Origin of the sequence: Citrobacter sp. Ce119, from assembly GCF_030334525.1 — a bacterium.
Taxonomy (GTDB): Bacteria; Pseudomonadota; Gammaproteobacteria; order Enterobacterales; family Enterobacteriaceae; genus Citrobacter; species Citrobacter europaeus.
This window is the reverse complement of sequence record NZ_JAOWDR010000051.1, coordinates 280,712-295,742: the sequence shown is the minus strand read 5'-3', so window position 1 is coordinate 295,742 and position 15,031 is coordinate 280,712. Positions and strand designations below refer to the sequence as shown.

The following is a 15,031-nucleotide window of genomic DNA, read 5'->3' as shown; positions in this document are numbered from 1 at the left end:
ACCAGATAAAAAAATAAGAGCCTGCATTAACAGGCTCTCGGGATTCAAATCAGGACATAGTTGGCAACCAGCATCGCCGCGATACCGGCCAGCGCTGGAAGCAGCGTTCTTCTGACAATCATAAACGGTGAGCATTCCCCTGCCTTGCTTACCGCAATAATGATGCCAGCCACCGGAGACATTGAACGCCCCATTCCCGCCATCAACTGCATTGGCAGGATCATATTGACAGCGTTTTCACCGAATTTTGCCGCAATCGAAGGTGCCAGGCCGGAGAAAGAGAAAAAGGCTGCAACGCCAGAGCCAGTCAGGACGGCGGTGACGCCCACCAGCGCGGTCATTACCAGCGTCATGCTGGTAAAACCCAGCCCTGCGTTTTGCACGGACTGCAACAGGTAGTCCACCGCACCAATTTTCTGCAGCCCCTGGGCATAAATATCCGCACATACCAGCAAGGAAACGATGCTGGTAAACATGCTGCCCATCCCTTTGAAAAAGACCTGTAATCCTTTGCAGCAGCTTTTGAAATCTCGGGTAGCCACCAGTTCGAAGAAAAACGCGACGACCGCGCCAAGGATCATTGCTGTAACCACGTCAATTTTGATGGATTTGATAACCAAAGGGCTAAAGACCAGCACCAGTACCACAGGCAGGACGGGCAACAGCGCATAAATGACGGGCACCTTACGGCCTTCTTCTTCCGCTTGTGCTACGCTTTGCGCTCCAGGAACAAAGCCATCTTTTTTGTCGAAATACTTCGCGCTGAAGTAAATCACCACCGCCACGGCCAGCATTACGACCACCGCCACTGGCATCTGGTAATGAGCAAAGTAGATAGCGCTTTCCATGCCAGCATGCTTGGCTGCCAGATTCGCCGTACCAACCGCGGGCCCTAAATCCATAAACGCGCACAGACCGATCATCGCGGCCGCGGAGGCTTTACTGACTCCCAGGCGTACCAGGACCGGGAAGAATGTTACCAGCAGCAACATTGCCAGACCTGCCGCACTTGAAATTGCCACGTGCAGAAGCTGTGCGCAGATATACCCTAACGCAAGGATCAGGTATGGCGCTTTAATCACCTGCAGCGGTCGAATGCACATATTCACCATCGCGTTCGACGCTTTAATGTGATCCATATAGCTGGCAAATCCACCCGCCGCCATGATGATAAGACCAATACCCGCGATTTGTGTGGTAAGCGATTCTTTTGCAAAACTAAAGATATCCAGCCAGGTTGACCCCGTGGATTTTGCTTTATCATAAAGAATGCTGTTTTCAGGATAAAACAGTACGGTAATGGTCAATAATGCCAGTCCAGCGAGTAATAGAACAGTTTGCGGCTGATAGTTTTTCACAATTAACCATGCAGCAATAACTGTTATCACTATTGCTATAATAAACGCCGTCATAATAACAATTCCTATGCCATACAAATCGGGTAGGGTTTTCTGACATATCATCATAGCTTATGTAGGATAGTAAAAAATCACACCTATATATAAGCAGCTATAATATGCACGTAAATTTAACGTATTACATACTCAAATATTGAGATATAATTGTAATGGGTTGTGTGGTTGTAAAATACGGGAAAGGTGTTTTCCCACCACTTTTTGTGAGTAAGATCGCAACTCATCTGAATGCGGTCGCATCCCTCAGAAAAGGCTGGATGCGGGTTTCCAACATATTCATTCTATGATTGACGTCGAAAGCGTATTACCCTATAACAACGTTGATATACAGCAGCCATCGGGTGTTATCTATGTACAAAAAAAACACATTAAGTCTGGATGAGTATAACTCACTTACTCTTAATATGGGTGATCTGACCGAATCTGAGTGCCGACTTAATGAGTACATTAATAAACACTTCAATGAACTCCCCTATCATGGCATTGTTGATCTCTCGCAAAATGCGATGGTAAGCAAAGCCACCATTGGCCGATTTTTAAATAAAATTGGGTTTACGGGTTATGCTGCTTTTCGCAAAGCATTAGACATTACGCTATCAAAAAATAAAATATCCGCACCCTTTGAGAAAAACATCAAACTACGTAACAACCCCAGCATTACCACTGAAAGTATCGTTACCGATTTCACCCACAAAGTATCAGAATTATTTAATCAATTTAAAAATAATATCGATATTGAAAGTCTTAATGCGTTTATTGATCTGGTATTGAACAATCAACGTCATATTTATGTTGTCGGCCCTTCATCATCTCATGCAATGGCAACGCACTTTTGTACACTGCTTAAGTACTTTCGCAGTGACATCACCCTGTTACCGACGGACATCAGCGAACTCCCCAAATGCCTCCTCAATATTGAGGAGGAGGATGTCTTGATTGTGTTCTCCTACTACCGATTTAACCGGGTAGCGCTCAATATTGCAAAGTGGTTCAGAAAAAAGAATGCCGTCGTGGTCCTGGTTACCAACTCAGAGGCGAATCCTTACGGTAAGTTCTGCGATCTGCAGTTCGTTCTTCCCAGCGACGTACAGTCCATTTTTCAAAGCCGTATTCTTGGCTTCTTTTTTATCGAACTCATATTGCATCTGGCGTATGAGAAAGGAGATAGCGAAGGGAATTTTGCCCAACTGGAGGAGTTGTTCGTCTTTTTCGAAACATTTTCAGCATCAGCCCACAATACTTAGACCCACCAGCAGCCAGGAGCGTTCTCACTCCTGGCAACAGGATGCATCAGGCTTTCTCTGCGGTTTTCACGCGATCGAACTCAGCGATAGTTTCAGCGATTAGCGCGTCGTTCGCTCCGATATATGACAGCGGCTCGCAGGCGTCGGCAATTTCCTCTACAGATAATGATGCGCGGATTTCCGGGCTAGCCTGGACAATCTCCATGAAACATTGCTCACCGTTTGCATGCTTCAGCAGGTCTTTAACTAAGTTATAGGCAGACTCTCTGCCAATTTTGGCGGCAAGCCTCATCGTCAGCGATTCCGACATAATAAAGTGCTTCGAACAGTCAAAATTGGCGCGCATCTTCTCTTCATTAATAATGAGATGCGCAAGCAGATTCTTTGCGCGTGTCAGGCTGGTCGATAAAGCATTAGAGGCCTCCGGGAGGATTGTCCAGTTTAATACCCTCATTGAGGCAGCCCGTACGTCCTGTTGATCCAGCATTGCCGGGGCACCAGACGCATACATCCATCCCATCCTTGCCAGCGTTTGCATCATGTTACTGGCACGCGGATTAACTTTGTGCGGCATCGTGCTCGACCCTCCGCCGCCCTCACCTTCAAGCACTTCAGCAATCGGCGTGCGTCCCATTGTTTCGACATCGTTGGCCAGACGACACAGCGTGCCGTGAATAAGGGCAAAAAATTGCACGACTTCAACAACCGCATCCTGGCTGGCATTATTAATGCCGCAGGGCACGTTCAGACCCAGCGCTCGCATCAGCCGTTCACGCGTTTCCATTCCCTGCTCGCCCACCGAGGCCAGATTACCTACCGCGCCGCCAAAGAGCCCGGTGACCGCGCGCGGGTACAGCTGCTGGAGTCTTATCAGATGGCGGTTAACCTCCGCCAGATAACTGCAAACATGTAGCCCCCATGTTGTCGCAGAGGCATCCACCGAATTGGTGCGCGCAACCATCACCGTCCTGGTATGACGTATTGCCATCGCTTTCATCGCTTCGCCAACATCAAGTAATTGCTCGCGCAGCAGATGCAGCGTTTGTTGTAGTCTCATCGCCATGCCAGAGTCCAGCAGGTCCTGAGTGGTACATCCCCAATGCAGAAACTGGCTGACCAACGGTGTGCCGCAAGCAGAGATCTGATCGATCAACGGTTTTATCGCCATACCAACCGTCTGCGTTTCCTGCGCCAGGGCCGGCCAATCTATCTGTATATCCCTGCACGTTTTTTCAATTTCGACGGCGGCTTGCTCAGAGATAATCCCCAGCTCGCCTTGCACGCGAGCGACAGTCGCCTCAAACCGCAGCCAACACCGCAGCAGATTGTCGTCAGACCATATTTCCCGCATCCGCCCCTGGGTGAACAATGAAGAATAAAGATCAGAATCAAATACCGTTGTTTGCTTACCGAACATACAGCGCCTCTCCGGCCAATGAATGCGTCAAAATCGAAAATGTGATTAATCAAGTTTGCGGGATCTGTTTTCCAAATTATAGGGGAAAATAGTATTCCCACCCCAAAAATGGCCATGAGAATGCAATATTCCCATTTTCATTTTTCTCACCAAGTAGAAGTGCGATGTACTTCACAGTAATTTGTGAATTACATTTTAAACAACTGCAATATTTCCAAAAAAATGCTTATTAAATATAAGAACCATTAATACAATAGTGAAATCGGAGATATTTATGCGTGAATAATCACATTTCATCACGAGAAAAAATGATTCCCATACCCCTGACATTCCATTTCCACAAACAATTACCTCGCTGTGAAATTCATTTTTATGGTCAGGAAATTTATGCTTGTTTGAGGGATGACATGAAGCTAAAAAATTATTCACTAATATTACTTATGGGTATGAGTTCCTCGGCGTTCGCCTTAAACGTCTATAATAAGGATGGCAATACTCTGGATATCTATGGCCGCGTTGAGGGCAAAATAGCAAGTGGCCAGAATTCATTTGCCGGCAGTGAAAGCCGAAGCGATCTGGGTGGCCGTGTAGGTATTTATCTCACCCGAGATCTGGATATTCTGCCTGAGACTAAAATCGTGGGTCGTCTGGAATGGCAGGTGCGTACCGAAAAAAATGATAACAATACCGGTGAAAGCGATATGGAGGCCCGCTATTCCTATGTCGGTCTGTCAAATAAAACATGGGGTGAACTGATCACCGGGAGAACCAAAAACCCGTTGTATCAGGTAATGAAAATGACCGATAAATACAAAAACTTCACTCCCAATATCTATAGCTATGGTATTACAACCATAGATGATTCGTACCAGTTCAACCGCCAGGACGGCACCGTTCAGTGGAACGCCAAATTTGCCGGTAACGAAATTCAACTGGCATGGGTCTCCGGTAATGGCAACAGCGACAACGAAGCCCTGGATTACGGCGCGATGGCCAGCTATCGCAAGTCTTTCAAATTTGGTGATTTTAGAATTACACCAGCACTCGCGGCCAGTCGCTACAAACGACAGGATGGCGTAGTGACCACCGATGGGCGTAATCAAAACGATCAAATTATGGGAGGGTTACAACTCGGTTATAAAGCTTATGAGGTCGCGGTAACCGCATTACGGACTTCTATTTCCCGTGATAACAATAGTGATAATAATTATAAAGGAATGGATTCGCTCATTTCCTACAACTTTGGCACCGTCAAGGTACTCACCGGGTATAGTTTTTTAAATGAAGATGGTAAAGATATTGCTGAAAAAGAAGACTGGCGTGCTGAGGCGCAATTAACATTGGCTGAGGATACGTGGTTATCATTTACTTACGATAAAGAATTCGCCAGTAAGAACAAAAAAACCAATGATGATGCGCTTATCGTTGGGCTCCGTTACGATTTCTAAGAGATAACCGATGAAAAAGATAACTTTGCTTGTCACAGCAACGGCTCTGGCACTGAGTAGTATCTGCGCTCACGCTGATACATTATTAGCGCCTTCCGCACATGCGAAAATGGATGGCGAGAATAAAATCGTCGCGCTGTATGGCAACTCGTTCACGTTCTATAACAACAATATCAATACCCGATTACGGGATTTGACACAGTCTTTATTGCCTGACCATGCAAAAGGGTATAAGTATCGCGGGATCACGATTTCCAGCGGCCATTTAGGCTGGCAAATTGAGAATATGCGCTACCAGAACACGCTACAGAAATGGGATGTAGTGGTATTACAGGGGAACTCCACAGAAACGATTTCAAAGAAAGAAAGTACCCGACAAAACTTCGTTGATTCTGCAACCCAAATGGCCAACATGGCACATCAAGCGGGTGCAAAAGTCGTCTATTTCATGACCTGGCCGAAAAAAGACAAACCCGAAGATAGCCAAAAACTGGCGGACGCTTATATCTCTATTGCGCAGAAAACGGGAGGATATGTCGCTCCGGTTGGCCTGGCTTTTGAGAAAGCGCGCAAAACCCATCCGGAGATAAATCTGTATTATCATGATGGTGTACATCCTTCAATTTCTGGAACGTATCTCGCCGCATGCGTATTCTTTGCCACCCTGTATAACCAGTCTCCGGTCGGTGGCGCGCTTCCCGTTGATACGGACATGACCCCTGCTACCGCCAAAATGTTACAACAGATTGCATGGGACACCGTCACTGAGTTCCAGAAGTCGTAATCATCAGGTAATTCATCACCGACACGCCGGCAATTCTGTCGGCGTGAAACGCATTATCCCCCGCCAATTCCTTAGCTCACTACGCAAATAAGAATTATTTTCATTTATTTATACCTTGTGCTATATAACATAGCAAAGGCTATATTCGTTGATAAATTAACCACTTTGTTGTGAGGGATACTATGCCGCATCTGCCCCATCTGAAATCATTTCTCCTTGCCAGCGCGTTAACGGCGCTGACGCTGTCACCCGCCTGGGCGAAAGAAAAGTTTAAAGTGATAACCACCTTTACGGTGATTGCCGATATGGCCAGCAACGTAGCGGGTGACGCGGCGGACGTCAGCTCCATCACCAAACCCGGAGCAGAAATTCACGAATATCAACCCACGCCGGGAGATATAAAACGGGCGCAAGGCGCGCAGCTTATTCTCTCCAACGGCCTTAACCTCGAACTATGGTTTGCCCGCTTCTACCAAAATTTGTCCGGCGTACCGGAAGTGATGGTCTCAAACGGCGTGCAGCCAATGGGTATCAGCGAAGGGCCGTACAACGGTAAACCAAACCCGCATGCCTGGATGTCAGCGGAGAACGCGCTTATCTACGTGGATAACATTCGCGATGCGCTGATGAAATACGATCCAGACAATGCCGCCACCTACCAGAAAAATGCGCAGAATTATAAAGCAAAAATCCAGCAGACCCTGGCGCCATTGCATGCAGAACTGGCAAAGCTCCCTGCTGATAAACGCTGGCTGGTCACCAGCGAAGGCGCATTCTCTTACCTCGCGCGTGATAACAACCTTCAGGAGCTGTATCTGTGGCCAATCAATGCCGATCAGCAAGGCACGCCCAAACAGGTACGCAAGGTGATCGATGCGATCAGAGCGCATCATATCCCAACGGTATTTAGCGAAAGCACCGTGTCCGACAAACCAGCACGTCAGGTTGCCCGTGAGTCTGGCGCACATTACGGCGGCGTGCTGTATGTCGATTCGCTCAGCGCTGCCGACGGCCCGGTTCCGACCTATCTGGATTTACTGCGCGTAACCACACAAACCATTGTCAACGGCATCAATAAGGGCCTGGAGAGACAACCATGAGTCACTCTGCGATTACCGTAAATCAGGTTACGGTGACGTATCGCAACGGTCACACCGCATTGCGGGACGCCACTTTTCAGATACCGGGCGGCTCAATTGCCGCTCTGGTCGGCGTAAACGGTTCGGGAAAATCAACGCTTTTTAAAGCGCTGATGGGTTTTGTCCGCCTGGCGCACGGGGAAATATCGATTCTGCAACAGCCGGTTAATAAGGCGCTCAAACAGAATCTGATTGCCTATGTCCCTCAGTCAGAAGAGGTGGACTGGTCATTTCCGGTACTGGTGGAAGATGTCGTGATGATGGGACGCTTTGGCCATATGGGGTGGCTGCGTCGGCCAAAACAGATTGACCACGCCTGCGTGGATGCGGCGCTGGCGCGGGTGGATATGCTGGACTATCGCCATCGCCAGATAGGTGAATTATCCGGAGGGCAGAAAAAACGCGTTTTTCTGGCAAGAGCCATCGCGCAGGACGGGCAGGTTATTTTACTGGATGAACCCTTCACCGGCGTGGATGTGAAAACCGAGGCCCGGATCATCGACCTGCTGCGTGAACTGCGTGATGAGGGGCGGACCATGCTGGTCTCTACCCATAATCTGGGATCCGTCACCGAGTTTTGTGATTACACGGTGATGATTAAAGGCACGGTGCTGGCAAGTGGACCAACCGAAATCACCTTTACTCACGAGAATCTCGAGCTGGCATTCAGCGGCGTACTGCGTCACGTTGCGCTGAGCGGCGGTGAACAACACGTGATTACCGATGATGAACGCCCGTTTATTTCGCGACGCGCGACAAGCGAGGGTAAATAATCATGAACTGGCTGACGGAGCCGTTTGGCTACCAGTACATGCTCAACGCCATGTGGGTCTCGGCGATGGTCGGCGGCCTGTGCGCGTTTCTCTCCTGCTATCTGATGCTCAAAGGCTGGTCGCTGATTGGCGATGCGCTGTCGCACTCTATCGTTCCGGGCGTTGCCGGAGCTTATATGTTAGGGCTTCCCTTCGCACTTGGCGCATTTCTTTCCGGCGGACTGGCGGCGGGCAGCATGCTGTTTCTCAATCAACGTTCACGCCTGAAGGAAGATGCCATTATCGGACTGATTTTTTCGTCCTTTTTCGGTATCGGGCTATTTATGGTGTCGCTCAATCCGATGTCGGTGAACATTCAGACCATTATTCTCGGCAACGTGCTGGCGATTGCGCCGGAAGATATTCTGCAACTGGCCATCATCGGCGTTATCTCGCTGACTATCCTGTTTTTGAAGTGGAAAGATCTGATGGTGGTCTTTTTTGATGAAAACCACGCGCGGTCTATCGGTCTGAACTCGGGCCGGTTGAAGCTGTTATTTTTTACGCTGCTCTCCGTTTCCACCGTCGCCGCACTGCAAACCGTCGGCGCATTTCTGGTGATTTGCCTGGTGGTGACGCCCGGAGCAACGGCCTGGCTGCTGACCGATCGTTTTCCTCGCCTGCTCACCATCGCAGTCGCTATCGGCAGCCTGACCAGCTTTTTCGGCGCCTGGCTGAGCTACTGGCTGGACGGCGCAACCGGCGGAATTATTGTCGTTCTGCAAACGCTGCTGTTCCTGCTGGCATTTGTCTTCGCGCCAAAACACGGTCTGCTGGCGAATCGCCGCCGAGCCCGTCTGGTGAACAAGGAGCAAGTATGATCTTAACAATGCTGCTGGAACCTTTTCAGTTCAGCTTTATGGTCAATGCGCTGGTCATCTCCACTATTGTCGCCGTCCCCTGCGCGCTGCTGTCGGTATTTTTAGTACTCAAAGGCTGGGCGCTAATGGGCGATGCCATGAGCCACGCGGTTTTCCCGGGAATTGTGCTGGCATGGATTGCAGGTATCCCGCTGGCAATTGGCGCGTTTATCGCCGGGCTATTCTGTGCGGTGGCGACGGGCTATCTCGACGATAACAGCCGTATCAAACGCGATACTCTGATGGGGATTGTCTTTTCGGGCATGTTTGGTGCGGGACTGGTGCTGTACGTCTCTATCCAGTCAGAAGTCCATCTCGATCATATACTGTTCGGCGACATGCTGGGCGTATCGTTAAGCGATATCATGCAAACCGCGGTTATCACGCTGGGAATAGCGCTTATCATCGGACTTAAATGGAAAGATCTGCTGCTGCATGCGTTCGACCCGCATCAGGCAAAAGCCAGCGGGCTTAACACCGCACTGCTGCATTACGGCCTGTTATGCATGATAGCCCTGACGATTGTCGCCACGCTAAAATCAGTCGGGATTATTTTGTCGATCTCCTTACTGATTGCGCCTGGCGCCATTGCGATTTTAATGACGCGAAAGTTTTCTCACGCCTTGTGGCTGGCGGTGGTTATGTCGGTTATTACCTCGTTTATGGGCGTGTACCTGTCATTTTTCATCGACAGTGCTCCGGCCCCTACCATCGTCGTACTATTTTCCCTGCTGTTTGTGATTACCTTTATTTATTCCACCCTGCGCGACCGCCGTTTAGAACGGCGACGCCTGCATGATGTGCTATAGGGCTAATCAGCGCCAGCTTAACAGCGGGCTGAACGCCTCTCGCCCCACCAAAGCGCGCAGCGCAGGCAGATGGCAACTGCGCGCCAGAAGCGGCGGAACGGCAAAAATGGTGTCGCTGGAGAGCATCACGTTCTCCAGCTGTCCCCAAAAGTACCAGCCGGTATCAACGCCGCTGTCAGGAACGCATAAATGCAAGTGTCTGCCCTCCTGCGGCTCATCGGCAATACCCAGCCAGTGACTAAAGCGCGGGATTTCCGGTACAACATGCGTCACCAGCGCGCAGCGTCCAACCTGGCTGGCCGGAATATAAAAATTCTGCGAACCCAGCGTGACGCGCACCGCTGCAAGGTTAGTGAGAGCCGTCATAGCCACGGGTCTCCTGATAACGATCAAACACCAGATTCAGGTCGAGCAGCGTGAACCAGGTTTCCGTCACGTTAACCACACCCACTGCGATCGTTTGCAGCGCCGAAGGCAGCGAGTCTCCCGGCAAATGAATCTGGCTTTCAACAACGTCCAGCACATCAATCAGTTTGTCTATCAGGATCCCGCTTTGCATTTTTTCGGCACAACCAATCAGGATGGTGCGTTTACCTGCCAGATTGACGGCAGGGGTGTCGATCAGGCTGTCCAGCCTCATCACCGACTCGACTCGCCCGCGGTAATTAATGACCCCTTCAAGCATTGGCGGGCAACAGGGAACCCAGGAGATCGGGCGCTCTGCGAGGATCTCTTTGATCTGCGCGCCGTAAAAAGCAAAATTCTTACCCGCCAGTTGAAATAACACCAGCGTACGCTGCGGCTCATCAACGTTTTCACATTCCGGCTTTTCGCCATGATTCAGCGCGAGAATGTGCTCCAGCTGTTGGCTCATGTTTTCTCCTTTTACTCAGCAACGCAGAAGGTGTTGCGGCCATTTTGCTTCGCGGCGTATAGCGCCTGATCGGCACGTTCGCGCAGCGTTTCGATCCGATCGCCAAACTGCCACTGCGCAATACCCGCGCTGAAGGTGCTGTGAAAGCTGACATCATTGACGGAAAACGTGACCTGTTCGTAATCTCTACGTAATCGTTCGACCACCCGCGCCGCCTTGTCACTGCTGGTGTTAGGCATGATGATGACAAATTCTTCACCACCGTAACGCCCCACGATATCGGTGCTGCGTAAGCGATGCGAAAACAGCTGCGAAATACCGACAATCACCTGATCGCCGACCGCATGACCGTAGGTATCGTTAACGCTTTTGAAGCGATCCAGGTCCACCATCACCATGCAAAACGGGTTGCCACTGTAGTTCGACTCGGCAATCGCGCTTTTAAGAAAATGGGTGGTCGTCGAGTGGTTATATAACCCGCTCAGGCTGTCCTGCGACATGCGGGCACGCAGGACGCGCATTCTTTCCGCGCGGATCGATACGGCTCGAATCAACTCCTCTGGATCGGCCTGTTTGAGAATAAAATCCTCCGCGCCAATACTCATCGCTCCCAACTGCGCATGCTTGTTGGTCTCGCTGGAGAGATAAGCGATAGGCAGGCCAATATGTTGCGGTATTTGGCGAATCAGTTTTGTCAGTTCCTCGCCGCTGAACTCCGGCATGTGGTAATCCATCAACACCAGATCGATCGGTTGCGCATTCAGCACGTGCAGTAAATAGTGAGGTTTTTCCAATACATGTACTTCCATTCCCGCCATGCGCAGCATTTCGGCGTTGTACTCCGCCACCGCCGGCTCGTCATCGATCATCAGCACCTGATAAGGTTTTCTCAGCGACGGTTGAGTCAGGCGGTGAAGTTCCTGTACTAAATCGGTAATCGAAGCCGGTTTTACGTAGTAACCATCACAGCCGGATTTAATGGCGTTGATGCGGGCGTTAAAATCGCTATGACACGAGAGAAACAACACCGGGAAAGGTTTACCCACTTTGCGCTTCAGATCCGACATCGCCAGCGGTCCACCATAGGCGTTGTCCGGAAAGCTGACGTCCATAATTACCACGGCAGGCGGTTGCAACAATACGGCCTGACTAAAATCCTGCGTGCTTGCGAACACATGGCAGGTAAAACCAAAGCAGCGCAGTTGAGTCGCGAGCAGTTCAACCTGGTCGAGGTCATCATCACACAGGTAGATAGGCTTGCTGGCCCGCCGAACATATCCCTCTTCCGGGCGTTGCGCGGCGATCGGTAAAGTGAAATCCGTATCGCTGATGCGATGCTCAAGGTTGAGCTGCTCCTGAGTCAGGGTGTACAACCAGCGTATGATTCGCCGCAGCTCATCGTAATGCAGCGTGCCAGGCTCCGTTTCTGGCTCCGTCAGTAAACGCTCACCTTCTGCTGAAGCATTCGCCAGCGGGCTAAAACCAAATGATCCCGCCGAACCGTGGATACTGTGCAGCAGAATATGCAGCTGTTTACGACAGGCTTCGCTGGGCTCTGCGACCAGTTGAACGAGTAATCTTTCCGCTTGCGCCAGCATGTCGGGGATTCGACGTAAAAACCCTTGGCGCAAACGCGCTATTTTTTCCTGCGCAGCCGCCATCGCTATGTGTTTATTTTCTTGTTTCATCACACGCCCAGGCTTATTTCGTAACCGCAGGTGGCTGCAGTAGCGCGTTCACCGCAGCCCCCAGATTTTCCGCAAGGTTTTCATCTTTTTTAACCCAACGGTCGTACGCAACGTCGCTGGCCGTCACTTCATTGGCACTCAGTAAAATAAAAGGTTTGGACCAGTGCTGAGCGCGTAACAACGCCAGTAAATCCAGTCCGCTAATCTCTGGCATATGCAGATCGCTAATCACCAGGTCGATATTGTTGTCCGAGTCCAGGCTTGCTAAGGCGGAAATCGCGCTTTCCACAATCACCACATCGTAGCCATCCATTTGCAAAAAAATAGACGCCAGTTCGGCCGCAAAAAGATCATCATCAACTAATAAAATTCGCATCTTCTCTCTCGATTTTGCGCCATCAGCACAAAAGCATTTTTAATGTTTTTATCAAACTGTCCTGCTCGAAATCGCCTTTGGCGATGTAGGCATCCGCCCCCACCTGAATCCCTCGCCGCCGGTCCTCTTCCTTTGCGCGGGACGTCACGATGATGATTGGCGTGTGCTGATAATTTTTCTCTCCTCGCAAGGATTTGGTGAAGGTGAAACCATCCATAAACGGCATCTCGACATCCGTCAGTACGGCATCAAACTGGATCAGTTTCGCTTTTTGCAGTCCAGACAATCCGTCTTCTGCCAGCGTGACCTGATAACCGTGCGCTTCCAGCACATTCTTTTCTATCTCGCGGGTATTGAGGGAGTCGTCAACCACCAGCACGTGCCAGGCATCCGGCGTAACGTTTGCCGCCGGTGCGGGTGCCGTGGTTTGTCGCGATTGCTGCGCCATCGCCATCAGCGCGGGGACTTGCAGAATGCTGACCAGTTGGTTTTCCGGCGTTTGTACCATCCCGGAAACCAGCGACTGCTGCTGCATATGCTTCGGTAACGGTTTGATCATCATCTTGCGTTCATCGAGCAGCTTATCCACCCGCAGCGCCATTTTGCTAAACTGGTTTTGCACCACGATTAACCGCTGCCCAGCCGGTGGAGAACTTCCCTGACGCTCATTAATACCCAGCAAGGCGCCTGTGCAGACCACCGGGATAAACTCGTTATGCAAAATAATGGCGGGTCGCCCGGCAATATCGCTAATTCCCTGCGCGGTGCACTCCACCACCTCGACCACATACTGCGCGGCCAGACCGAACAGGTGTCCCTGCTCTTCAAATTGCAGAATGCGCATCATCGTTAGCGAAACAGGCAGACGCAGACTAAAGCTGGTTCCGACGCCCGCACGGCTATAAACCTGCAAATCTCCTTGCAGATCGGTCACCACCGTTTTGCGCACCACATCAAGGCCCACGCCGCGGCCGGAAAGCTCGGAGACTATCTTGCTGGTAGAAAAACCAGGATGAAAAATCAGCTCATTACACTCCTGCTCGGAGAGCTGCCCGGCCATGGAAGCAGGAACCAGACCTTTACTGACCGCCTTCGCGCTGATGGCCTCATAGTTCAGACCGCGACCGTCATCTTCGATACGCAGTAGTATCCCACTGCCGTCCTGTTGGGTAGTGATGGTAATGGTGCCACGCGTGGATTTACCGAGCGCCAGACGTTCATCGATCTCGCCAATCCCGTGATCGACGGCGTTACGCAGTAAATGCGTCAGCGACTCCGATAAGCGGTCAATCAGCTGACGATCGATTTCCACTTCTCCGCCGACAAAGCGGCATACCACCTGCTTATTCAGCGTGGAAGCCAGCTCACTGACCTGCAGCGAAATCGGTTCAAACAACGTTGAAAGCGGCAGCATGCGGATCCGTGCCGCCACGTCGTACAGTTCAAACATTTGCAAATGCTGGAGCTGGACGCTCTCTTTCAACTGCGCGCTGAAATCGTGGATCTGCTGGCGAAGCTGTTCGGCGCTCAGGCCTGGCAGTCGCGGGACCAGTTGACTCAGATTTTGGATCTGTTGCTCAAGGCGGTCATGCCCGGCGAGAACTTCCCCCAGGATGTCGATCAGGCCATCGAGCTTATTCAGCTTTACCCGCACGAAATCGGCCTGCTTAATGCCGGAATCCATGCTGGCTGCCGTTGCAGGCGTTGGGGTGCCTGCTTTTTCCGTTGCCCCTGCACCTTCGACCGCCAGCGTGACAGCCTCTCCCCGGCTGGCGCGGGCAAGGCGTTCGCACAGCCCGGCGTCCGCCGGTGGCAACTGATTATCCCCTTCGCTGACAAAAAGCTGCGTCAACTGGCCGGAGAGATACTCTACGGACTCATGAATCAGATTGCCCAGCGCCCTGTCCGGCGTCAGTTTGTTATCACGCAGCTCACTCAATACATCCTCAAGATGATGAGTGACATCGGCGATACTTTGCAGTTTCAGCATCCGCGCGCCCCCTTTCAGGGTATGCGCGGCGCGAAACATCTCGCCTATCCAGGCTTCCGTATGCTCATCAGCGGAGAGGAGAAACGCCCCTTCGCTGATCGTCTGCAAATGACCTCTCCCTTCATCAATAAAGCGCAGAACGAATTTTTTTAGACAGATAGCCATAATCGCTCTT

At 50.8% G+C, this 15,031-nt stretch carries 14 protein-coding genes; 7 read left to right on the top strand and 7 right to left on the bottom strand.

Features of this window, described 5'->3' with window-relative positions:
• Nucleotides 1-44: 44 nt before the first annotated feature.
• Nucleotides 45-1,412, bottom strand: a complete 1,368-nt coding sequence (dcuC, locus tag OGV80_RS13915) for a C4-dicarboxylate transporter DcuC (RefSeq protein ID WP_080626187.1) — start codon at nucleotides 1,410-1,412, stop codon at nucleotides 45-47.
• 353 nt (nucleotides 1,413-1,765) lie between these two features.
• Here dcuC and OGV80_RS13910 point away from each other — a divergent pair, with 353 nt between their 5' ends.
• Nucleotides 1,766-2,659: a MurR/RpiR family transcriptional regulator gene (locus OGV80_RS13910; protein ID WP_080626186.1), complete on the top strand. Its 894-nt coding sequence runs from the start codon at nucleotides 1,766-1,768 to the stop codon at nucleotides 2,657-2,659.
• A gap of 46 nt (nucleotides 2,660-2,705) precedes the next feature.
• On the opposite strand, the gene OGV80_RS13905 is transcribed toward OGV80_RS13910, so the two are convergent.
• Nucleotides 2,706-4,076, bottom strand: a complete 1,371-nt coding sequence (locus tag OGV80_RS13905; RefSeq protein WP_286515157.1) for a class-II fumarase/aspartase family protein — start codon at nucleotides 4,074-4,076, stop codon at nucleotides 2,706-2,708.
• A 407-nt stretch (nucleotides 4,077-4,483) separates the two neighbouring features.
• On the opposite strand from OGV80_RS13905, the gene OGV80_RS13900 reads away from it, so the two are divergent.
• From OGV80_RS13900 to sitD, 6 genes are all read left to right on the top strand, one after another.
• Nucleotides 4,484-5,524, top strand: coding sequence for a porin (locus OGV80_RS13900; protein ID WP_047409196.1), 1,041 nt, complete (start codon nucleotides 4,484-4,486; stop codon nucleotides 5,522-5,524).
• Between the two features lie 10 nt (nucleotides 5,525-5,534).
• A complete protein-coding gene (locus tag OGV80_RS13895; protein WP_047409193.1) occupies nucleotides 5,535-6,308 on the top strand; it encodes an SGNH/GDSL hydrolase family protein in 774 nt (257 codons plus the stop codon).
• A gap of 182 nt (nucleotides 6,309-6,490) precedes the next feature.
• Entirely contained in the window at nucleotides 6,491-7,408 is a 918-nt protein-coding gene (locus OGV80_RS13890) for a metal ABC transporter substrate-binding protein (protein WP_047409189.1), read from the top strand.
• Nucleotides 7,405-8,220, top strand: coding sequence for an iron/manganese ABC transporter ATP-binding protein SitB (gene sitB / locus OGV80_RS13885; RefSeq protein WP_075145720.1), 816 nt, complete (start codon nucleotides 7,405-7,407; stop codon nucleotides 8,218-8,220). The genes OGV80_RS13890 and sitB overlap by 4 nt, the downstream gene beginning before the upstream one ends.
• A 2-nt stretch (nucleotides 8,221-8,222) precedes the next feature.
• Nucleotides 8,223-9,080 carry an iron/manganese ABC transporter permease subunit SitC gene (gene sitC, locus OGV80_RS13880; RefSeq protein ID WP_286515153.1) on the top strand — a complete coding sequence of 286 codons (858 nt, stop codon included), beginning with the start codon at nucleotides 8,223-8,225 and terminating at the stop codon, nucleotides 9,078-9,080.
• Nucleotides 9,077-9,928, top strand: coding sequence for an iron/manganese ABC transporter permease subunit SitD (gene sitD, locus OGV80_RS13875; protein WP_047409183.1), 852 nt, complete (start codon nucleotides 9,077-9,079; stop codon nucleotides 9,926-9,928). Before sitC ends, sitD begins: the two co-directional genes overlap by 4 nt.
• A gap of 6 nt (nucleotides 9,929-9,934) precedes the next feature.
• Here sitD and OGV80_RS13870 read toward each other — a convergent pair whose 3' ends face one another.
• From OGV80_RS13870 to OGV80_RS13850, 5 genes are read right to left on the bottom strand one after another with little or no spacing between them, the layout of a single operon-like run.
• On the bottom strand, nucleotides 9,935-10,294 hold the full coding sequence (locus OGV80_RS13870) for a hypothetical protein (protein ID WP_043017357.1): 360 nt from the start codon (nucleotides 10,292-10,294) through the stop codon (nucleotides 9,935-9,937).
• Nucleotides 10,278-10,802 carry a chemotaxis protein CheW gene (locus OGV80_RS13865; protein ID WP_043017358.1) on the bottom strand — a complete coding sequence of 175 codons (525 nt, stop codon included), beginning with the start codon at nucleotides 10,800-10,802 and terminating at the stop codon, nucleotides 10,278-10,280. Before OGV80_RS13865 ends, OGV80_RS13870 begins: the two co-directional genes overlap by 17 nt.
• Nucleotides 10,803-10,813: 11 nt before the next feature.
• The gene (locus OGV80_RS13860) at nucleotides 10,814-12,490 is read right to left on the bottom strand and encodes a diguanylate cyclase (RefSeq protein WP_075145719.1); all 1,677 of its coding nucleotides are present in this window, start codon (nucleotides 12,488-12,490) and stop codon (nucleotides 10,814-10,816) included.
• Nucleotides 12,491-12,503: 13 nt separating this feature from the next.
• Nucleotides 12,504-12,866 (bottom strand): response regulator, encoded by a 363-nt coding sequence (locus tag OGV80_RS13855; RefSeq protein WP_043017360.1) that lies wholly within the window; start codon nucleotides 12,864-12,866, stop codon nucleotides 12,504-12,506.
• A 22-nt stretch (nucleotides 12,867-12,888) separates the two neighbouring features.
• Nucleotides 12,889-15,021: a hybrid sensor histidine kinase/response regulator gene (locus OGV80_RS13850; RefSeq protein WP_286515149.1), complete on the bottom strand. Its 2,133-nt coding sequence runs from the start codon at nucleotides 15,019-15,021 to the stop codon at nucleotides 12,889-12,891.
• Nucleotides 15,022-15,031 lie beyond the last annotated feature (10 nt).